General features: G+C 65.8%; 20 protein-coding genes. 10 read left to right on the top strand and 10 right to left on the bottom strand.

Annotated features, from left to right (window positions below; genetic code table 11):
* Positions 1-36: 36 nt before the first annotated feature.
* The 3 genes from ACFO0J_RS02405 to ACFO0J_RS02395 form a co-directional block, all read right to left on the bottom strand.
* Positions 37-654: a TetR/AcrR family transcriptional regulator gene (locus ACFO0J_RS02405; protein ID WP_376811464.1), complete on the bottom strand. Its 618-nt coding sequence runs from the start codon at positions 652-654 to the stop codon at positions 37-39.
* Positions 655-672: 18 nt separating this feature from the next.
* Positions 673-1,683, bottom strand: coding sequence for an SAM-dependent methyltransferase (locus tag ACFO0J_RS02400; protein ID WP_376811463.1), 1,011 nt, complete (start codon positions 1,681-1,683; stop codon positions 673-675).
* Positions 1,684-1,851: 168 nt separating this feature from the next.
* The gene (locus ACFO0J_RS02395) at positions 1,852-2,304 is read right to left on the bottom strand and encodes a MarR family winged helix-turn-helix transcriptional regulator (protein WP_376811462.1); all 453 of its coding nucleotides are present in this window, start codon (positions 2,302-2,304) and stop codon (positions 1,852-1,854) included.
* A gap of 73 nt (positions 2,305-2,377) precedes the next feature.
* Here ACFO0J_RS02395 and ACFO0J_RS02390 point away from each other — a divergent pair, with 73 nt between their 5' ends.
* A complete protein-coding gene (locus tag ACFO0J_RS02390) occupies positions 2,378-3,166 on the top strand; it encodes a siderophore-interacting protein (protein WP_376811461.1) in 789 nt (262 codons plus the stop codon).
* A gap of 158 nt (positions 3,167-3,324) precedes the next feature.
* Positions 3,325-5,985 (top strand): EAL domain-containing protein, encoded by a 2,661-nt coding sequence (locus tag ACFO0J_RS02385; protein WP_376811460.1) that lies wholly within the window; start codon positions 3,325-3,327, stop codon positions 5,983-5,985.
* Positions 5,986-6,000: 15 nt separating this feature from the next.
* Here ACFO0J_RS02385 and ACFO0J_RS02380 read toward each other — a convergent pair whose 3' ends face one another.
* From ACFO0J_RS02380 to ACFO0J_RS02355, 6 genes are all read right to left on the bottom strand, one after another.
* Positions 6,001-6,567, bottom strand: a complete 567-nt coding sequence (locus ACFO0J_RS02380) for an NADPH-dependent FMN reductase (protein ID WP_376811459.1) — start codon at positions 6,565-6,567, stop codon at positions 6,001-6,003.
* A gap of 71 nt (positions 6,568-6,638) precedes the next feature.
* Positions 6,639-7,520: a pirin family protein gene (locus tag ACFO0J_RS02375; protein ID WP_376811458.1), complete on the bottom strand. Its 882-nt coding sequence runs from the start codon at positions 7,518-7,520 to the stop codon at positions 6,639-6,641.
* Between the two features lie 122 nt (positions 7,521-7,642).
* A complete protein-coding gene (locus ACFO0J_RS02370; protein ID WP_376811457.1) occupies positions 7,643-8,938 on the bottom strand; it encodes a TRAP transporter large permease in 1,296 nt (431 codons plus the stop codon).
* Positions 8,931-9,434, bottom strand: a complete 504-nt coding sequence (locus ACFO0J_RS02365; protein ID WP_376811456.1) for a TRAP transporter small permease — start codon at positions 9,432-9,434, stop codon at positions 8,931-8,933. Before ACFO0J_RS02365 ends, ACFO0J_RS02370 begins: the two co-directional genes overlap by 8 nt.
* A gap of 83 nt (positions 9,435-9,517) precedes the next feature.
* A complete protein-coding gene (locus ACFO0J_RS02360; protein ID WP_376811455.1) occupies positions 9,518-10,498 on the bottom strand; it encodes a TRAP transporter substrate-binding protein in 981 nt (326 codons plus the stop codon).
* Positions 10,499-10,716: 218 nt separating this feature from the next.
* The gene (locus tag ACFO0J_RS02355; RefSeq protein ID WP_376811454.1) at positions 10,717-11,388 is read right to left on the bottom strand and encodes a GntR family transcriptional regulator; all 672 of its coding nucleotides are present in this window, start codon (positions 11,386-11,388) and stop codon (positions 10,717-10,719) included.
* Between the two features lie 57 nt (positions 11,389-11,445).
* Between ACFO0J_RS02355 and ACFO0J_RS02350 the strand changes: the two genes are divergently transcribed.
* The 5 genes from ACFO0J_RS02350 (at position 11,446) to ACFO0J_RS02330 (ending at position 15,997) form a co-directional block, all read left to right on the top strand.
* Positions 11,446-12,210 (top strand): LamB/YcsF family protein, encoded by a 765-nt coding sequence (locus ACFO0J_RS02350; RefSeq protein WP_376811453.1) that lies wholly within the window; start codon positions 11,446-11,448, stop codon positions 12,208-12,210.
* Positions 12,211-12,277: 67 nt separating this feature from the next.
* Positions 12,278-13,915, top strand: coding sequence for a 5-oxoprolinase subunit B/C family protein (locus ACFO0J_RS02345; protein WP_376811452.1), 1,638 nt, complete (start codon positions 12,278-12,280; stop codon positions 13,913-13,915).
* 82 nt (positions 13,916-13,997) lie between these two features.
* Positions 13,998-14,612: a MauM/NapG family ferredoxin-type protein gene (locus ACFO0J_RS02340; RefSeq protein WP_376811451.1), complete on the top strand. Its 615-nt coding sequence runs from the start codon at positions 13,998-14,000 to the stop codon at positions 14,610-14,612.
* Positions 14,605-15,435 carry a quinol dehydrogenase ferredoxin subunit NapH gene (gene napH, locus ACFO0J_RS02335; protein ID WP_376811450.1) on the top strand — a complete coding sequence of 277 codons (831 nt, stop codon included), beginning with the start codon at positions 14,605-14,607 and terminating at the stop codon, positions 15,433-15,435. Before ACFO0J_RS02340 ends, napH begins: the two co-directional genes overlap by 8 nt.
* An 85-nt stretch (positions 15,436-15,520) precedes the next feature.
* Positions 15,521-15,997 carry a hypothetical protein gene (locus ACFO0J_RS02330; protein WP_376811449.1) on the top strand — a complete coding sequence of 159 codons (477 nt, stop codon included), beginning with the start codon at positions 15,521-15,523 and terminating at the stop codon, positions 15,995-15,997.
* 11 nt (positions 15,998-16,008) lie between these two features.
* Here the strand turns inward: ACFO0J_RS02330 and ACFO0J_RS02325 are convergent, their stop codons facing one another.
* The gene (locus tag ACFO0J_RS02325) at positions 16,009-16,950 is read right to left on the bottom strand and encodes a DMT family transporter (RefSeq protein WP_376811448.1); all 942 of its coding nucleotides are present in this window, start codon (positions 16,948-16,950) and stop codon (positions 16,009-16,011) included.
* A 286-nt stretch (positions 16,951-17,236) separates the two neighbouring features.
* Between ACFO0J_RS02325 and ACFO0J_RS02320 the strand changes: the two genes are divergently transcribed.
* The 3 genes from ACFO0J_RS02320 to ACFO0J_RS02310 are packed head-to-tail and all read left to right on the top strand — an operon-like array spanning position 17,237 to position 19,941.
* Complete coding sequence (locus ACFO0J_RS02320) at positions 17,237-18,331, top strand: substrate-binding domain-containing protein (RefSeq protein WP_376811447.1); 1,095 nt, start codon at positions 17,237-17,239, stop codon at positions 18,329-18,331.
* Complete coding sequence (locus tag ACFO0J_RS02315; protein WP_376811446.1) at positions 18,331-19,110, top strand: ABC transporter ATP-binding protein; 780 nt, start codon at positions 18,331-18,333, stop codon at positions 19,108-19,110. Before ACFO0J_RS02320 ends, ACFO0J_RS02315 begins: the two co-directional genes overlap by 1 nt.
* A gap of 42 nt (positions 19,111-19,152) precedes the next feature.
* The gene (locus tag ACFO0J_RS02310) at positions 19,153-19,941 is read left to right on the top strand and encodes an ABC transporter permease (protein WP_376811445.1); all 789 of its coding nucleotides are present in this window, start codon (positions 19,153-19,155) and stop codon (positions 19,939-19,941) included.
* Positions 19,942-19,948: the final 7 nt, after the last annotated feature.

The following is a 19,948-nucleotide window of genomic DNA, read 5'->3' as shown; positions in this document are numbered from 1 at the left end:
CTGGTGCTGTTGGTCTGTAGAGATTTGACTGTTCGTTCATTTTGATGCTGCTCCTTCCACAAACAGTTCCGTGATCGCCCGAAACTCTCCTTCGAGCGACAGCCCCGGCGTATTCAGCCACCGCAGCAAGGCCCCCAAGTACAAATGATGAAACCAGGTCGCAAGCTGCTCGGCGGGGGCCTCTGAACGGAGTTCACCGCTTTGCTGACCGGCCGCGATCAGTTGTTCCCACGCGAGCGCGATGTCGCTGCCGTCCGGGCGCGTCCCCTGAGGGCCGGGCGCGCCGACGCTGAGCAGCCGGTGCCGCAGATAGGCCATCAGATGCTGCGGGTGCTGTTCGCACCAACCGGCCGATGCGTGCAAGACACATTCGATCCGCGCACGGAATGTGGTGCATCGGGCGATGCGGCCCTGCAGGCCCGCCAGGTCGCGTTTCAACTCGGCGTCGATCCAGTAGGCCAGAATGGCTTCTTTGGTCGAGAAGTGGTTGTACAGCGTCCGCTTGGCCACGTCGGCTTCCTCGGCGATCCGCTCCATCGTCACGGCTTCGTAGCTCAGCGATTCAAACAATTTCGCGGCGGTGCGGGCGAGATGTTCCAGCGTCTGCCTGCGCTTGCGTTCGCGCCGTCCGGGTTCTTCGGGTGTGGGTGTCATGGTGTCGGTCTTTCCATTTTATGGACGCGCGCTGAAGGCGTAAAAACTGTCGCCCGGAATCAATCGCAGGGTATCCACGTCGCTGTAGCCTACCTGTTTCAACTGATCGATCATCTCTGCCTTTTCCGGAAGCCGGCCGCCGTGGGCGTTGGATGCGCCCCAAAGATTGAGGGCCTCGATGCCGGGATTGCCGCCCTGGCAGCAGGTGGTGAGCAATAGCGTGCCTGCCGGTTTCAGGAATTCCCGGATCCTGGTCAGGATGCGGACTCGTTCCTCGACGGCGAAATAGTAGATGTTGTTATGCAGCGTGACGACGTCGAAATCGGGACTGGCCGCAAAGGTGCGGATGTCTCCGGTCTCAATGCGGACGTGATCGGACAGGCCCCAGTCTTTCATGTGCTCCCGGGCGACCTGCGCGACGTCTTCCTGCAATTCCAGGCCGACGGCGGTCAACAGCGGGTTGTGCTGGACCGCGTGCCGGATGTAGATCCCGGAGCCGCAACCAATTTCAAGCAGCGCGCCCGGCTGTGAGCGGGGCAAGTAGCGTTTGATGGCCTCCAGCACGAAGGGCTCCAGGGCGCGTGAGGACCGCGCGGTCAGCGAGCCGTCCTGGTCGTCCAGTTGCCACAACTCGCCTTTGCGGATTTTTTCCGGCGTTTCCGTGATCAGGCGATAGTGCAGGCTGCTGACTTCTTGCAAGAGCGCCAGCGTTGCATCGTTCTCCGGCTTCGACAGTTTCCGGGCCAATCCCGTCAGCGCGTAGCCCTGGCCCGTCAGGGCCAGCAGCTTCAGGCTGCAGCCCATCTGCAGCCAGCTTTCCAGGGCTTCCCGGGTCTTGGCGTTGCCGGCATAGATCGCGGCAAGCGCTTCGAAAGGTGTGGGGCCGGATGCCAGTTGATCCATCGCGCCGCACTGCTTCAGGGCGGCCAGATAGCTGAGCGTGTAGAACGGTTTGTACAGCGCATTGGTCTTGATGGCTGCGTGGAGCTTGCCTTCTTTGAGCAGGGTCAGGAAGGGCGTGATCGGCATCGTGAAACTCCTTGTCCAGGATTTGGGCTCAGGCCGCAGTCTGTAGAAGCCACGGTCTTGGCCTGAATTGATAATGCACTATGTGCAATAGTATACGATGTGCATTTTATGGCAATTGACGGGTTTTTTCACGTGCGTCTGGCATGGCGGCAGTTCAGAGGAGCCCCTCTAGCGGGTACAGCCCGAATGGGCGTCGGCGCTGTCACAAGCCTGCCGCAGCAGCGCCAGCAGTTGCGCCTGCGACGGCGGCGGACAGGCCTGCAACAGATCGGCGGCGACGGATTCCTGAAGCCTGCGCAGTTGCGCGAAGAACTGCTGGCCCTGCGCGCTCAGGCGCAGGCAGCGCACGCGTTTGTCGCTTTCGCTGGGACTGCGCGTCAGCCAGCCGCGCTCCTCCAGGTGGGCCAGGAGACGCGCCATCTGGGCCTTGTCGGCGTGACTGTGCTCCACCAGATCCCTTTGCGTGATGCCGGGCTGCCGGCCTGCGCGCATCAGGATCCGCATTTCATTGAAGGTCAGCTCGGGATGCACGGTTTCCATGGCTTTGCGCATGCGCGCGCGGAACAGGTGCAACAGCTCGTGCAGACTGTCGAAGACGTCAATGGGCAGGGATGGTTTCATGGCGAAAATTTATAGTTGACTAAGTCAACTTACTAGGTCAATAATAGTGGACTTTAACAACGAATAGAGCGATATGTCCACGGAAGAAAAAAATGTCATCCAGCGGGTGCGCCACCCGTTCCGCGCCCGCCACGTCCAATTGCTCGCACGCGAGTCCGTCAGTCCCGGTTTCGCCCGCCTGACGCTGGGCGGCCCGGAACTGCATGGTTTCCTGAGCGCGGGCTTTGACGATCACGTCAAGCTCGTCCTGCCGCAGGCGGGGCAGGAAAAACCCAATCTGCCTGTCATGGTCGACGGACGGCCGCACGTCCAGGAACCGCGCCCCGTCATGCGGGATTACACGCCGCTGTACTTCGATCCGGCCGGTCGGACGCTGCAGATGGATTTCGCCCTGCACGGCACGGGGCCGGCGGCCGAATGGGCGCGTGGCGCCCCGATTGGCCAATGGCTGGGCCTGGCCGGCCCGCGCGGCAGCATGCTGTTGTCCGACGATCTGCAGTGGCATTGGCTGCTGGGCGATGAGACGGCCGTGCCTGCGATCGAGCGCCGTCTGGCGGAACTGCCCTCGGGGACGCACGCTGTGGTGCGGGTGTGCCTGAGCGATCGGGCGGATCGGCGCGCCTGGCGCAGCGCCGCGGACCTGGACCTGCAATGGGTGGATTCTTTGGCCGAGGCGGCCGACGCGCTGGAAATCCCGCAGGGTCCCGGCTTCATCTGGGCTGCCGGCGAGCATCGCGTCATGGCCGCGCTGCGCAAGCAGTTGCTCGCCAAGCCGGGCGCCGATCCCCGCTGCATGCGGATCGCCTCATACTGGAAACAGGGAGCAGCGGGACACCACGAGGAGATCGGCGCCGGCGGCTGATGCGCCGCCGGAATCCTGCGGCGCGGCGAACGCCGTGACCGCTAGGTTGCTCGATGCGAAGGCGCGCCGGAGCCGCGCCTTCGTGCGCTATAGTGGCGCTTTGCTGGCGTGGGTCATCGATCCCGCAGGGCAGGCCCACCCCGTAAACACGACAACTTATGTTCATCGAGCTCGTCAAAGGTGTATCCCTGCTGCTGGCGCTGTGTTTTCTGCACGGTGTGAGTGTTCAGGTGTGGCGTTCGAGGCCGCGGGCGGGACAGTGGTGCTCAGGCCTCATCTTCGGCAGCATCTGCGTGATCGGCATGCTGACGCCTCTGACGCTGGAGCAGGGCGTCATTTTCGATGCGCGTTCGGTGGTGCTCAGTATGGCGGGCCTGTTCGGCGGCCCGCTGGTGGCCGGTGTCGCCGCGGCGATGGCGGCCATGGCGCGGCTGTATCTGGGGGGCGCGGGCGTCCTGATCGGCCTGCTGGTGATCCTGCTGTGCGTCGGGACGGGCCTGGCCTACCGCTGGTTGTGGATGCGCGGCCGGCTGGGTGTGGGTCCGATTGCGCTGGCGTGTTTTGGGCTGCTGGTGCACGTGGCGGTGCTGACGCTGTTTCAGTTCCTGCCCGCCGACGTGGCGCAGTCTTTCAACGAACGGGTCGCCCTGCCGTTTCTGCTGACGTTCACGGTCGCCACGGTGATTCTCGGCCTGCTGCTGCGGGACGTGGGGAACCGCTTGTCCATCGAGCATGCCCTGGCGGATGCGATGGACCGGCTGCGCGCCATTTCCCAGGCGATCCCCGACGTGCTGCTGGTGTTCGATGACGAGGGGCGCTACGTGCAGGTGCTGTCTCAGGATGATGATCTATTGCCGGTCCCGGCGTCGGAACTGGTCGGGCTGAATGTGCATGATGTGCTGACCGCCGAGACGGCCGGCCGTTTCATGACCATGATCCGTGACACGCTGAGCCTGGGCGGCACGCAGTGCATTGAATACGAGCGGCAGACCCGTTCGGGCCGGCATGCCTGGTTCGAGGGGCGGGCCCGGGCGCTCGGAACGCTGGTGAATGGCCGGGCTGCCGTGGTCTTCATGGCCCGCGACGTCACCCAGAGCCGGCTGGCTGAAAAAGCCTTGTGGGAATCGGAGTGGCGTTTCCGCTCGGTGCTGTTCAATATTCCGGCGATCTCGGTGCAGGGCTATCGGGAGGACGGCACGACGACGTATTGGAACCGGGCCTCGGAACATCTCTATGGCTATACCGCCGAAGAGGCCATGGGCCGCGACTGGCTGGATCTGATCGCCCCGCCCGCGCTGCAAGAGGGCTTGCGGGAGGACATGCGCCGCATGTTCGAGACCGGCATCCCGATTCCGGCGGCTGAACTGCGCCTGCACCGCAAGGATGGCTCTGCTGTCGATGTGTTTGCCAGCCATGCCTTTATCCAGGTGCCCGGCCGGCCGCCGGAAATGTTCTGCATCGACATCGATATCACAGGCCGCAAGGCCGCCGAGGAAGAAGCGCATCATCTGGCGTTCTACGATGCGCTGACCCAACTGCCCAATCGCCGCCTGCTGGTGGACCGCCTGCGGCGGGCGCTAGCCGGGGGGACGCATTCGGGCCTGGGCACGGCGGTGTTCTTCCTGGGCCTGGATCATTTCAAGGCCCTGAACGATACCCAGGGCCACGAAGTGGGCGATCTGTTGCTGCTGCAGGTGGGCCGGCGTCTGCGCGACAGCGTGCGCGACCAGGATACCGTCGCCCGCCTGGGCGGGGATGGGTTCGCGGTGGTGGCGCCGGGCCTGAGCGCCGATGCGCCGACGGCTGCCGCGCAGGCGCGCGCCTTGGGTGAGCTGATCCTGGCCCGCTTGCGCGAGCCCTGTGATCTGGCGGGGCACGAATATCATGGCACGGCCAGCATCGGGGTGACGCTGCTCGATCGTGCGTCGGCGTCGGCGGACGAGGCGCTCAAGCAGGCGGACATGGCGATGTATCGCGCCAAGGAATCGGGGCGCGACACAATCAGTTTCTTCGATTCCGACATGCAAAGGACCGTGTCCCGCCGCGCGACGCTGGAAGTCGAATTACGCAATGCGGTGCGCCAGGAGCAGTTCCTGGTGCTCTATCAGCCCCAGGTCGATGTCGCGGGGCGCGTGACGGGCGCCGAGGCGCTGGTGCGCTGGCAGCATCCGGTCCACGGGATGGTGCCGCCGTCCGAATTCATTCCCCTGGCCGAGGAGACGGGGCTGATCCTGCCGCTGGGCCGTTGGGTCATGGAGACGGTCATGCGCCAGCAGGCCCGCTGGCGCCATGATCCGGTGTTCGGCCGCCTGGATCTGGCCATCAATGTCAGCCCGCGCCAGTTCCGGCAGGAGGATTTCGTGGCGCATGTTCAGGCGCTGCTGCACGATACCGGCGCCGATCCGGCGCGGATCAAGCTGGAGCTGACCGAAAGCCTGCTCTTGCACAGCGTGGACCGTGCCATCGAGATCATGCGTGCGCTGCGGGTGCAGGGGCTGGGCTTTGCATTGGACGATTTCGGCACGGGCTATTCGTCGCTGAACTACCTCAAGCGCCTGCCGCTGTCCCAGATCAAGATCGATCAGAGCTTCGTGCGCGGCGTGCTGCGGGACCCCAGCGATGCGGCCATCGCGCGCTCCATCATTGCGCTGGCCGACAGCCTGGGCCTGGGCGTGATCGCCGAGGGGGTGGAGACCGAGGCGCATCGCCGGTTCCTGCAGGACCATGGCTGCCCGGCCTTTCAGGGGTATCTGTTCGGGCGGCCGATGGCATTGGACGCCCTGGAGCAGCAGGTTCGCGCGGGCCTGGAGGCCCGCTGAACCTCGCCGCGGGGATCAGGCGCGCATCGTTTTCAGCGCCGTCGCCCAGCGCAGCAGCTCATCCAGCAGCGTGGCGGCCGAGGCGTCGATCAGTTCGTTGGAGGCGAATTCGCCGTTGTCCTGGATGTGCTTGGGCACCATGGGGATGGCGACCCCCTCGGTCATGGGCATCATCTTCAGGGTGGTGATCTGGGGCTTGGCCGACTGGGCCGAGCGCAGGCCGCCCGAGACGCCGCCGTAGCTGACGAAGCCGCAGGGCTTGTAGTTCCATTCCTTGTACAGGAAATCCAGCGCGTTCACCAGGGTGGGCGGCGCGCTGTAGTTGTATTCGGGCGTGACGAAGATGTAGGCGTCGGCGCCGGCCACGCTGGCGCTCCAGCGCTTGGTGTGCTCATGCTCGTATTGCTGCATGCGGGGGTGCACCGGCTCGTCGTAGAGGGGCAGCTTGAAGTCGGCCAGGTCCACCAGTTCGACGTCGAACTGGCCGTGCTTGCGCGCGAATTCGTGGAACCAGCGTGCGACGGCGGGGCCGACACGGCCGGGGCGGGTACTGCAGATGATGACTTGGAGCTTGAGCGACATCGTGTGTTTCCTTGCTGGGGGGATGATGCGCCCGCTTGCGGCGGGCGGTGTGGGATGGCGTGGTCGGGCCGTCAGCCCGCGCCCTCGGGCAGGGGGATGAATTCCTGGTCGTCGCCGACCGGCAGGGTCATGCGCTGGGCGATCCAGTCTTCGCGGGCCTGTTCGAGCCTGTCCTTGGAGGAAGACACGAAATTCCAGAAGATGAATCGTTCGCCGATCGGTTCGCCGCCCAGCAGCATGACGGTGGCGGGCCCACAGGCCTGGATCTGCGCGGCGCGGCCCGGTTCCAGGACCAGCATCTGGCCTTCGGCCAGCGGCCGGCCGTCCAGTTCGACGGCGCCTCGGGCCACGTAGACGGCGCGTTCGGAGTATTCGGCGCTCAGGGAACGGCGCGCGCCGTCGGCCATGTCCCAGTGCAGGTAGAACAGGGGCGAATGCGTGTTGACGCGGGCGGTGGCGCCGTCGATGGACCCGGCGATCAGGCGGCCGGTGACGCCGTCCTCGTGGAATTCGGGCAGTTCGCCGGCGCCCTGGTGGTGATGGAATGCCGGCGCCGTTTCCTCGTATTCGCGCGGCAGGGCGACCCAGGCCTGGATGCCGTGCATGGTGGCGCCGTGAGCGCGGGCGTATTCCAGCCGTTCGCTGTGGGTGATGCCGCTGCCGGCCGTCATCCAGTTGACCTCGCCGGGGCGGATCTCCAGGTTCGATCCCAGGCTGTCGCGGTGGGTGATGGCGCCGCTGTACAGGTAGGTGACGGTGGACAGGCCGATGTGTGGATGGGGGCGCACGTCCAGCTCGCGCGGCGCGCCTTGCGCCACTTCCAGCGGACCCATGTGGTCAAAGAAAATGAACGGGCCGACCATGCGGCGCTTGCGGTAGGGCAGGACGCGGCCGACGGTGAAGCCCCCGCCCAGGTCATGGGGCCGGCGGTCGATCAGCAGGGTGGCGGTCATGGCATTCCTTCTGCGGGCCGGTAGAGGCGGCCCCGTGGCTACGATAATCGGGAATGCGGCTGGAAAACAAGCGAGCCCCCGACGGGAGTGGGGGCTCGCGGTGGGCGGCTGGACGGGTGAGGCTACATATGTCCGGGCAGCCAGGTCGCCAGCATCGGGAAATACCACAGGACGATCAGCAGCAGCGTCATCAGGCCGAAGTAGGGGCCGCAGACCCGGGCCAGGTAGGTGATTTCCTTGCCGGTCATGCTTTGCAGCACGAACAGGTTGAAGCCCACCGGCGGCGTGATCTGGGCGGTTTCGACGGTGATGACCAGGAAGATGCCGAACCAGACCGGATCGATGCCGGCCGCCTGGATGATGGGCAGCACCACGCCCATGGTCAGGACGATGGTGGAGATGCCGTCCAGAAAGCAGCCCAGCACGATGTAGAACAGGGCCAGCACGACGATCAGCATGCCGGGCGACAGGTTCAGGCTGCCGACGAATTCCGCCAGTTGGCGCGGCAGGCCGATATAGCCCATGGACAGGGTCATGAAGGCGGCGCCCGCCAGGATCAGGGCGATCATGCAGTACAGGCGCGTGGCCCCCAGCAGGGAGTCGCGGAACGACTTCCAGTTCAGGGTTTTTTGCCAGGCCGACAGCAGGAAGGCGCCGAGCACGCCGATGGCGGCCGATTCGGTGGCCGTGGCCACGCCGCTGTAGATGCTGGCGATCACGCCCAGGATCAGCAGGACCACGGGGATCAGTTGGCGCGATTCGCGCAGTTTTTCGGCGAAGGACAGGCCGCCCGCCGAGGCCGGCACGCGATCGGGGTGCAGCAGCGCCCAGCCGACGATCCAGCCGCTGAACAGCAGGGCCAGCAGCAGCCCGGGGACGACCCCGGCGATGAAGAGTTTGGCGATCGAAGTCTCCGCCGCCACGCCGTAGACGATCAGGATGATGGACGGCGGGATCAGTAGTCCCAGGGTGGCCGGGCCGCCTAGCGAGCCGATGATCTGCGCGTCGGGGTAGCCGCGCCGCCGCAGTTCCGGCAGGTTCATGCGGCCGACCGTGACGCAGGTGGCGGCCGAGGATCCGCAGACCGAGGCGAAGATCGTGCAGCCCAGCACGTTGGTGTGCAGCAGACGTCCGGGCAGGCGGTTGACCCAGGGCGCCAGGCCGCGAAACAGGTTTTCCGACAGGTTGGTGCGGTAGAGGATTTCGCCCATCCAGATGAACAGGGGCAGGGCGGTCAGGGTCCAGCTGCTGGAGCTGCCCCAGATGGTCATGGCCATGGCGTCGCCCGCCGCGCGGCTGGAAAAGAATTCCATGCCGAACCAGGCGACGCCCGCCAGGGTCAGGCCGACCCAGACGCCGCCGCCCAGCAGCGCGAACAGGACCACGATCAGGACGATGCTGGCCGAGATCTCATTCATGGTGGAGCTCCTCGGTGGGGGCGGGGCGTTTGCCCAGCAGTTCCAGGCAGAATTCGTCCAGGAAGGCGATGAAGAAAACCAGCGTGCCGACCGCCATGGAAATCTGCGGGATCCACATGGGCGTGGCGTCGATGCCGGTGGACATGTCCTGGAAGGACCAGGACTGCCAGACCAGGCGGGCCGAGTACAGGGCCAGGAAGCCCGACAGGGTGACGGCGATCAGCAGGGCGAGGATTTCCAGTCCGCGGCGGCCCCGGCCGCGCAGCATGCCGAGGATCAGGGTGACGCGGATGTGTTCGCCGTGCTTCAGGGTGCTGGCCAGGGCCAGAAAACCGGCGCCGGCCATGAAGTAGCCGGCATAGGCGTCGGCGCCGCCGACCGGAAAGCCCAGCAGCCGGCCCAGGATCGTCAGGGTCACCATCAGCAGCACGCCGATCATGCCCAGGCCGGCCAGCCAGGCGCTGGCGGTATAGAGTCCATCGAGAAATCGGCGCATGGTGCGTTCCTGGCGGTTTCTGGTTCAGCGCCGCGCGCCGTCCGGTGCGCGGCGAGGCGGCCGATGGGCCGCCCAGGAGACGATCAGCGGCTGGCGCGGTAGGTGTCCAGGATCTGTTTGCCTTCGTCACCGGCCTTGGCCGTCCATTCCTGGATGACCGTGTCGCCGACCTTGGCCAGATCGGCCTTCAACTGGGCGGAGGGTTCGACGATTTCCATGCCGCCGGCCTTGAGTTTGGCGATGGAGTCGGCGTCGACCTTGCGGGAGGCTTCCCAGCCGCGTTTTTCAGCGTCGGCCGCGGCCTTCAGCAGGGCGTCGCGCGAGGCCGGGGACAGGGCTTCGACCGCCTTTTTATTGGCGACCACGGCGTTCTTCGGGATCCAGGCCTGGACGTTGGTGAAGTACTTCATGTTTTCGTAGAGCTTGTTGTCCGCGCCGGTGGCGCTGGACGTGATCAACCCTTCGATGACGCCGGTGGCCAGCGCCTGGGACAGTTCGGCTTCCTGGATGGTGACGGGCTGGGCGCCGACCAGTTCGCCGATGCGGGCGGTGGTGGGGCTGTAGACGCGCCATTTCATGCCCTTCAGGTCGGCGCCGGAATTGACGGGCTTGTTGCTGTAGATGCTTTGCGGCGGCCAGGCCACGGCGTACAGCAGCACCATGCCCTGCTGGTCCAGTTTCTTTTGCAGGGCGGGCTTCTGGGCCTGGTAGAGCTTCCAGGCTTCGTCGTAGTTGCCGGCCAGGAAGGGCAGGCCGTCGATGCCGAAGGGCTGCCATTCGTTCTGGAAGCTGACCATGAAGAATTCGCCCGCCTGGGCCTGGTTGCCCTGCACGGCGCGCTTGATTTCCGGCATCTTGAACAGGGACGCGCCGGCGTGGACGGTGATCTTCAGGTCACCCTGGGTGGCCGCATCCACGTCCTTGGCGAACTGGGTCAGGTTCTGCGAGTGGAAATTGAACGCCGGGTAGGCCGAGGCCAGGTCCCACTGCGTGGCGGCCTGGGCCTGGACGGTGAGGCCCAGGCCGGCGACCAGGGCGGTGACGAAGAAAGTGCGACGCTTCATGAGGGACACTCCTGGAGAAGGATCGGGAATGGGGCATTGCCGCGCGACCGCAGACCGGCCCGGGCGATGGCTGACGACAAAGATAGAGCATCCACGGTCCGCCGCCTATCAGGGTTATCAACAATAAGAATATTTTTGTAGTCGATATAGCCTTGGATTGCTGGTTAATTTTTATAAATTGTTGAACAATTATGGGTCGGATTAATCGGCCGGCAGAGTCAGTCGACGTGGGCGGAATAGACCGACAGCACCATGCGTTCGGACTGGATCAGGTAGTTTTCCAGGTCCCGGGCGGCCGTCGCCGTGTCGCCCAGGTCGAACAGTTCCAGCAGACGGCCATTCAGATCGACAAAGGGCGCATGCAGATATTCGGGATCGTCCAACAGGCCGAAGGCCAGCCGCAGTTCGGCCGCGATGTCGGCGAACATGGCCGACAGCCGCGCGCTGTCGGCCAGCGCCACGATGCCCGCGTGAAACAGCATATTGGCCGACCCGACCTCCAGCCAGTTGCCGGCGTCGCGCATGCTGCGCGCGTGCTCCATGGCCTGTTCCATGCGTTTGTGGGCGGGATGGCGGGGCCAGGCCTGCGCCAGGGCCTGGCATTCGATCAGGCGGCGCACGCGGTAGATGTCGATGATGTCGGCGATCGACGGCACCACCACCGACACCCCCCGGTTCGGTTCGTGGCGCAGCAGGCCTTCCTTGGACAGGATGCGGAAGGCCTCGCGCAGGGTATTGCGCGATACTTCCAGCTGTTCGCTCAGTCCGGCTTCGGACAGCCGCTGCCCGGCGCGCAACTGGCCGTGGATGAGCTGCTGGCGGATGGTTTCCGCGACGGTATCGGTCAGGCTCGGCGCGGCGCTGGGGCTGGGATAATGGCGGGGATGCATGGCTATCCTGAATTGTTCAACAATCTGCAGTTTGTTTTGCCATGATAAGGAACGGACATGGACTTGAACAGCGATCTTGGTGAAAGTTTCGGCGCCTGGCGCATGGGCGACGATGCCGCCATGCTGGACATCGTCACCAGCGCCAACGTGGCCTGCGGCTTCCATGCCGGGGACCCGGCGGGCATCCTCGACACCTTGCGCGCGGCCGCGGCGCGCGGCGTGGCCGTCGGCGCGCACGTAGGCTATCCCGACCTGGTCGGCTTTGGCCGGCGCAATATGGACCCAACCAGCCGCGAACTGGTGGCCGACGTCATCTATCAGATCGGCGCCTTGCAGGGCCTGGCCGCGGCCGCCGGCACCCGGGTCACCTACGTCAAGCCGCATGGCGCCCTGTACAACACGATCGCGCACGACCGGCGCCAGGCGGAGGACGTCATCACCGCCCTGCTGGAACTGGACGCCGGTCTGGTCCTGATGGCGCTGGCCGGCTCGCCCCTGCTGGACTGGGCGCGCGAGCGCGGCCTGACCGTGGTGGCCGAGGCCTTTGCCGACCGCGCCTACACGCCCGGCGGGGCGCTGGTGTCGCGCCGCGAGGCGGGTGCCGTGCTGCACGATCCTGAGCAGGTCGCCGACCGCATGCTGGATCTGGTGCGCACGGGCGAGATCACCGCCATCGACGGCAGCCGCGTGCGCCTGCAGGCCGACTCCATCTGCGTGCATGGCGACAGCCCGGGGGCCGTGGCCATGGCGCGCGCGGTCCGGCAGCGGCTGGAATCGGCCGGCGTCGCCCTGACGCCGTTCACGGATGCGCGGACTGCATGAGCGTGCCGGGCCGCCCCAAACGCGCATTCCCCCTCGGGGGGACGGCGCGTAGCGCCAAGGGGGCTGCATGACGCCTCCCCGCTGTTTGCCCGCCGGCGACGGCGCCGTGCTGGCGGAACTCGGTTCGCTGGACGAAACCCTGGCGTTGTTCCAGGCGCTGGGCGCGTGGCCTGCGGGGGTGGAGGACGTGATTCCCGCCGCCCGTACGCTGCTGGTGCTGTTCCAGCCCTCCGTCCTGACCGCGCGGGACGCGGCCGCCTGGCTGCGGCGTGCGGCTGCCGGGCTGGGCGCGATGTCCGGCGGCGGCCGGACGCCGGAGGCGGCGGCCGTCCGGCGGGTGGAGATTCCCGTCCGCTATGCGGGCGAGGATCTGGAGGAAGTCGCCGCGCTGATCGGCCTGACACGCGCTGAGCTGATCGAGCGCCATACCGGCAGCGATTATCTGGGGGCCTTCGCCGGGTTTGCGCCGGGCTTCGTCTATCTGGCGGGCGGCGACCCCTGTTTCCACGGCGTGCCTCGACGGCCCGCGCCGCGCGTGCGCGTGCCGGGAGGTTCGGTGGCCGTGGCCGGGGATTTCAGCGCCATCTATCCGTCCGACAGCCCGGGCGGCTGGCAGTTGCTGGGCGAGACGCCCTGGCGCATGTGGGACATGGATCGAGCCGAGCCCGCGCTGGTGCAGCCGGGCTTCCAGGTCCGTTTCCGTGATCTGGAAGCGCCTGGGGCCGTGTACAGCCTGCCGGCTGCCGGGGAGGCGTCCAAACCGCCGTCGCCGGCGGCCGCGCCCGACGCTTCTGCACCCGCCCCCCTGGCGGCCTGCGAGGTGCGGGACGCGGGCCTGCAGACCCTGTTGCAAGACGAAGGCCGGCCCGGCCTGACGCGCCTGGGGGTGTCCCGCTCCGGAGCGCTCGATCGTGGATCGATGCGTCGGGCCAACAGGCTGGTGGGCAATCCGGACGGCTTGCCGGTGCTGGAACATGCGCTGGGCGGATTGCGGCTGGTCTGCCGTGGCCGGGCGGTGGTCGCGGTGACCGGCGCGGCGGCGCCGGTGGCGGTGACTTCGGCGTCGGGCATGCGCCTGCCTGCCGCAGCCGGGCATCCCTTTGTCCTGAACGAGGGCGACGAACTGCGGATCGGCCGGGTCCGCGCCGGCGTGCGCTGTTACGTGGCCGTGCGCGGCGGCTGGGCGGCGCAGCCCGTGCTGGGCAGTTGCGCCACCGACGTCCTGGCCGGCATGGGGCCTGCGCCCCTGAAGCGCGGCGACCGGCTCCCCATCGGCCGGTCCGTCCTGAGCGATGAACACGGTGAATGCAGCGAAAGCGCCGAAGCCGAACTGCCCCGCGCGGGGGACCAGGCCGTGTTTGACGTGATCCCCGGCCCGCGCGACGACTGGTTCGCTGCGGACGCCCTGGATCGGCTCCTGTCCCAGGACTGGACGGTGACGCCGCAGTCCAACCGGGTCGGCATGCGGCTGGCGGGGGCCGAGCCTCTGGTGCGCGCCCGCCAGGGGGAATTGCCCAGCGAAGGCACCGTCTCGGGCGCCTTGCAGGTGCCGCCCAGCGGGCAGCCCGTCCTGTTCCTGGCCGACCATCCGCTGACCGGCGGGTATCCGGTCATCGCCGTGGTGGCGGTCGGGCAATTGGACCGTCTGGCCCAGGTGCCAGTCGGCGCGCGCTTGCGCTTTCGCCGCGCGCCGTCCCCGCTGTAGGCGGGCCCCGGGTACAAGTCCCGATTGTGCATGCCCGGCTCCCGTCACTACCATGGGCGCAGCAGCATGGACAGGAAGATCGGTGTTCATCCAGCAGATTTCTCGTCGGCGGTTCCTGCAGACCGGGCTGTGCGGCCTGGCCGCGGGGGCCGGGCTGAGCCTGCCGCTGCTGCGTGAATCGTCTTCGGCCTGGGCCTCGACCTATCTGCGCCCGCCGGGTGCTTTGGGTGCTGCGGCTTTTGACGCGGCCTGCATCCGCTGCGGCCTCTGCGTCGAGGCCTGTCCATATGACACGCTGCGTCTTTTCGAGTTCGACGGCTCGACCCAGAGCGGCACGCCTTATTTTGTGGCGCGCGAAGTCCCCTGCGAGATGTGCGCCGACATTCCCTGCCTGCACGCCTGTCCCACCGGGGCGCTCGATCCGGGGCTGGAGGCGATCGGTGACGCCGAGATGGGGGTGGCCGCGCTCAGCCATCCCGAACTGTGCAACAGCTATGTCGGCAATTCCTTCTGCGATAGCTGCGTGCGCGCCTGTCCGCTGCAGGGGCGGGCCATTTCCCTGGCGATCGGTCCCACGCCGATGGGCGGCCTGTTCACGCCCGTCGTCGATCCCGACGTCTGCACCGGCTGCGGCAAGTGCGAACATGACTGCATCGCCGCGCCGGCCGCCATCCGCGTGAGCCCTCGCCATGCCTAAGAACCGCTACTTGCGGCTCAGGCGCGTCTGCCAGGGCCTGATCCTGACGGCTTTCACGCTCGGCGCCTGGCTGGGCCTGCCGCTCGCCCAGGGTACGCTGGCCGGCAGTGTCTGGTTCGGGCAGGTGCCCTTGTCCGACCCCTTCGTGCTGCTGCAGAGCCTGGCGGCGGGCCATCCGCTCGGCGGCAGCGCGCTCTGGGGCGGGTTCATCGTGCTGGCGGGCTATGCGCTGGCGGGCGGGCGCGTCTTTTGCGGCTGGGTCTGTCCCGTCAATCTGGTGACCGACGCGGCCCAGGGATTGCGCCGTGCCCTGGGGTGGCGCAAGGCCAGGGTGCTGCGGATCGACAAGCGGCTGCGCTACGGGATTCTGGCGCTGGGCGTGCTGGGCAGCGCCGTGGGCGGCGTGACGCTTTGGGAATTGGTCAATCCGATCAATCTCGTCATGCGGTCGCTGGTCTTCGGCCTGTGGCTGGGCGGGATCATGGCCGCGCTGGCGATCTTTCTGTTCGATTTCCTCGTGCTGTCCAACGGCTGGTGCGGACATGTCTGCCCGGTGGGGGCTTTTTACGGCGCGGTGGGCCGCTACAGCGTGGTGCGGGTGGCCGCCGCGCAGCGCGAAGCGTGCAACGATTGCGGTGAGTGTTTCGCTTATTGTCCGGAACCGCAGGTGATCAGCCCGGCGCTGCGGGCCATCGATGGACATGGCGTGCGGATCGACGACATCGATTGCCTGCGCTGCGGGCGCTGCATCGATGTCTGCGAGCAGCGGGTGTTCGAGTTTTCAGTCGCCGGCCCGGTGGCCTTGCGTCGGCCCCCCGGTTAAAGACCCGGGCATTTCGGCCGTAGACCTCGTATCAGGGTTCGTCGGCGTCATCCCGCCCGCCGGAACCCGATGACGGGATGACGCCATGAATCCTCTCGAACCGCTGGCTTCCTTTTTGCCGCCGCCCATCGGTCCCGCCGCCGGCGGCAAGACCTTTGCCCTCGGGAATGCCGCTGCGGATGAGGCCTCTTCGGCCAAGGCCTCGATTTCCGACCTGGGACGGGCGCTGTCCCATATGTCCTCCAAAACCGCGTCGAGCGCTTCAAAGCGCAACCAGGACATCGATGACAGCGATCTGCCCGATTCGGTCAAGACCCTGCTGCGGATGATCCGCGAGCTGCGGGAGAAATTGGCTGAACTGGCGCGGGAACTGCAAGAGGTCCAGGCCGACCCGCACATGAATCCCGAGGTCAAGCGCAGCCGCTTGCTGCAGCTTCAGGCGCAGATGAGCGCCTTGAACGGCGCGATGCTGATGGCCAGCCGGAAACTCACCAGCCTGATGCGCGACCTGAAGCTGGACAAGGCGCAGCAGATCAGCGCCGCGCAACTGGCGCTGAAGTAGCGGTTCCGGGGCTAGGATGCCTCGGCCGCCAGGGTCTGCGCGGCGCCGTTGCGGCGCCACTCGATGAATCCGATCGTGATGCCGCTGCCGCAGATGATGGCGATGCCCAGCCAGGAGACCAGGTCGGGGAATTGGCCCCAGATCAGCCAGCCCAGTATCGCAGCGCTGACGATCTGGAAATAGACGAAGGGGGCCAGCAGCGAAGCGGAGGCCCGCCGGTAGGCCTGGATCAGCAGGAAGTGCCCCAGGCAGCCCCAGAACCCCGTGCCCAGCAGCACCAGCCATCCGGATGCGGACAGGCGCCCGGGCAGTGCGGTGAGATCCTGCCAATGAAAGGGCAGCATCAGCAGCGTGACAGCAGTCCCCACGGCGCCGCTCCAGATCAAGGTCGTATAGGAATCATCGACCGCCACCCGGCGCGATGAAATGTGCTGCACGGCCAGTGCGCAGGCCGTCATCAGCCCGAACAGCGTCCCCACGGGATCCAGCCCGGCGTCCGGTCGGACCACCACCAGCACGCCCAGCAGACCGAAGCCGGCCGCGACCCAGCGGGACGGGAACAGCGGTTCCTTGAGCGCCCAGGGGGCGACCGACAGCACGAGCAGGGGCGCCAGGAAGTTGATTGCGGTGGCCTGGCTCAAAGGCAGATAGCTTGCCGTCTTGAGGAACAGCATGGTGGCGGCCAGCATGGACAGGCCGCGCACCACCTGCGCCTTGGGCCGTTGGCAGCGCAGGGCCTGCCATCCCCGGGACGGGATGACCACGGCCATGGCCAGCACCATGTGCACCCCGTAGCGCACCAGGCACACGACGAGCAGGGACACGCCGACGTCGACGCCCATCAGGTATTTGCCGCTGGCGTCCAGTCCCGACAGCGCCCACATGGACGTGATCAGCAAGAGGACGCCCGACAGGGTCTGGCGGGCGGGATTTCCTGCGGGGTGAGGGGGCACGGAGTCGTCTTTGCTGTGGCGGGAGTGCCCACTATAGGCCATTTCGGGGGTGAAGCGTCGCGCGGCGCGCCCACGGGATGCCGCCGCCGCACGGCGCATGAATGAACATAGAATTATGCATGCAACGTAGGGTTTGCACTGATCCAATATGGACTGGATTCAAGACGGTGACCCTGTTATTGTATTCAGAATACATAATAAGCCCGGCCTGCGGCGACTGATGATGCCTCTACGATGTCGGTACTCAGGAGACTTCGATATGCCACGACGTGAAACGTTGCGACCCATGGCCTGCCGGCTGGGCTTTCTGGCTGCCGGCCTGGCCTTGAGCGGAACCCAGGTGTACGCGGCGACGGATCTTTCCAAGGTCTGTCCTTCACCCTTCGTCATTCAGATGGATTGGTATCCCCAGGCCGAGCATGGCCCTGAATACCAACTCCTCGGGGACGACTATAAAGTCGACGCCAAGAACAAGGTGGTGCGTGGTTCGCTCGTGTCCCGCGGCAAGCCGACCGGGATCGACGTGGAGGTCCGGTCGGGCGGCCCCGCGATCGGCAATATGCCGGTGCCGTCGGTCATGTACACCGATGATTCGGTCGCCGTCGGCATGGTGTCGAGCGACATCGCGATCTCCTTGTCCGGCGCCACCCCGGTCAAGAGCATCCTGGCCGTCTGGGAGAAAAGTCCCATCATGTTCATGTGGGATCCGGCGACGTATCCGGATATCCATACGATCGCCGATCTTGGCCGCAACCATGTCATCGTGCGTGTTTCTCCGTATGCGAAATACTCGAGCTGGCTGATTGCCAGCGGCCTGATGACCAAGGACGAGATCGACAAGTCATACGATGGCTCGCCTTCTCAATTCATCGCCTCGAACGGCAAGTATGCCCAGCAGGGCACGGCGACGAGTGAACCGTATCTCTACGAACACGAATTCAAGGCGTGGGACAAGCCGGTACGATTCCAGTTGCTGCATGATGCCGGCTTCAAACCCTATTTTGCCGCCGCGGCCGTCAAGCCCTCGAACATGGAGGCCCTCGCGCCGTGCCTGAAGCAGATCGTCCCGATCTGGCAGCAGGCGATCGTGGATTACGTGGCCTCGCCGGACCGGGCGAACAAGATCATCGTCGATACCGTCTCCCAGTTTCATGATTTCTGGACTTACAGCGCGCCGCGTGCGACGGCGGCTCATGCCGCGATCATGAAGCTCGGCCTGATGTCCAATGGCGACAACAAGACGATCGGCGACATGGAGCCGCAGCGGATCCAGGACCTGATGGACAAGATGCGCCTGGGCGGCGAGAAGATACCGGATCAATTGAAGGCGGACGATCTGCTCACCAATCAATTCATCGATCCTTCGATCGGCCTGCCTTGATGGCGACGTCATCCACCATGGCCCGGATGCCGGACGAAACCGACGCCAAGCCGGCGCCCGGCATCTCCTTTCGCAAGATCGGCATGCAGTTTCCGGATGGGACGGAAGCGCTCAGGGATGTGTCGTTCGATGTGAGCAAGGGAGAGTTCGTCAGCGTCGTCGGCCCTTCCGGTTGCGGAAAGTCCACGCTGCTGCGCATCGCGTCCGGCCTGGCGCCGGAGTCGTCGGGCGAGGTCCTGGTCAATCGCGACAACATCGGTTATGTCTTTCAGGACGCCACCTTGCTCGAGTGGCGTACCGCGTTGAAGAACGTCACCTTGCTGGGCGAGTTGCACGGATATTCCAAGGCAAAGCAAGAGGCGCTCGCCAGGGAGGCGATCGAACTGGTCGGCTTGAAGGGGTTCGAGAACCACTACCCGAAGGCCCTGTCGGGCGGCATGAAGATGCGGGTCTCCCTGGCGCGCGCGTTGACCATGAAGCCGGAGATATTCCTGTTCGACGAGCCGTTCGGCGCCGTCGACGAGATTACGCGGGAACACCTCAATGATGAGACCCAGCGGCTTTTCCAGAAAGAGCGGTTCGCCGGGCTGTTCATCACCCATTCGATCTCGGAGGCTGTCTACATGAGCACGAAGATCTACGTCATGTCGTCGCGGCCGGGGCGCATCATCGCAGAATTCGACGTGCCCTTTCCCTATCCGAGGACGCAGGAGATCCGATACAGCCCGGATTTCGGCGTGTTGTGCGCCCAGGTCTCCGAAAAACTGAGATCCGCCTGAGCGGCGCGGCGCTGAAGGGCGCTGAAAAGAGTGGAGCATTCGATGCACGTATTGAATGGTTTCAAGAGGAAGATCCTGCCGGGTATCCTGTTCGGGATATTCGTGCTCGCCCTCTGGTACTTCATTTCATATGTCATGCTGGACCCCAGCAAGCGTTTCCTGCTGGTGCCCCCGGATCAGGTCCTGACGTCGGGTTTCGGGAATCTCGACACGCTGAAGGAAATGTTCGCCGGCCTCTGGTCGAGCACCCGGGTGGCGGTGATCGGCCTGCTCATCTCCGCGGGGCTCGGATTCTCGGTGGCGATCGCCATGAGCCAGACTCCGCTGATCGAACGCGCCTTGTTTCCCTATATGGTGGCCCTGCAGGCGATTCCGATCCTGGCGCTGGTTCCCCTGATCTCGTTCTGGGCCGGATTCGGGCAGACGTCACGGATCATCGTCTGCGTGCTGATTTCCCTGTTTCCCATCATCGTCAATACGCTGTTCGGCCTGCAAAGCGCCAAGGCGGGCGCGCATGATCTGTTCACGCTGCATCATGCCAGCCGTTGGGTGCGCTTGCGTAAATTGATGTTTCCCGCGGCGCTGCCGGCCATCTTCGCCGGATTGCGGATCTCGGCCGGCCTGTCCGTCGTGGGGGCGATCGTCGGCGATTTCTTCTTCGCGCGGGGCGAGGTCGGCATCGGACAACTGATCCGCCAGTATTCGAACGAACTGGCCGGCGCGGAATTGCTGGCCGCCATCATCCTGTCGTCGGCGCTCGGCGTCGTGGTGTTCCTGATCTTCGGCTGGATGTCGAAATTGTTCATCGGCAAATGGGCCGGATCCTCGTGACCGTCCC

Origin of the sequence: Castellaniella hirudinis, assembly GCF_042651965.1 — a bacterium.
GTDB lineage: Bacteria > Pseudomonadota > Gammaproteobacteria > Burkholderiales > Burkholderiaceae_B > Castellaniella > Castellaniella hirudinis.
This window is presented reverse-complemented; position numbering and strand designations above follow the sequence as displayed.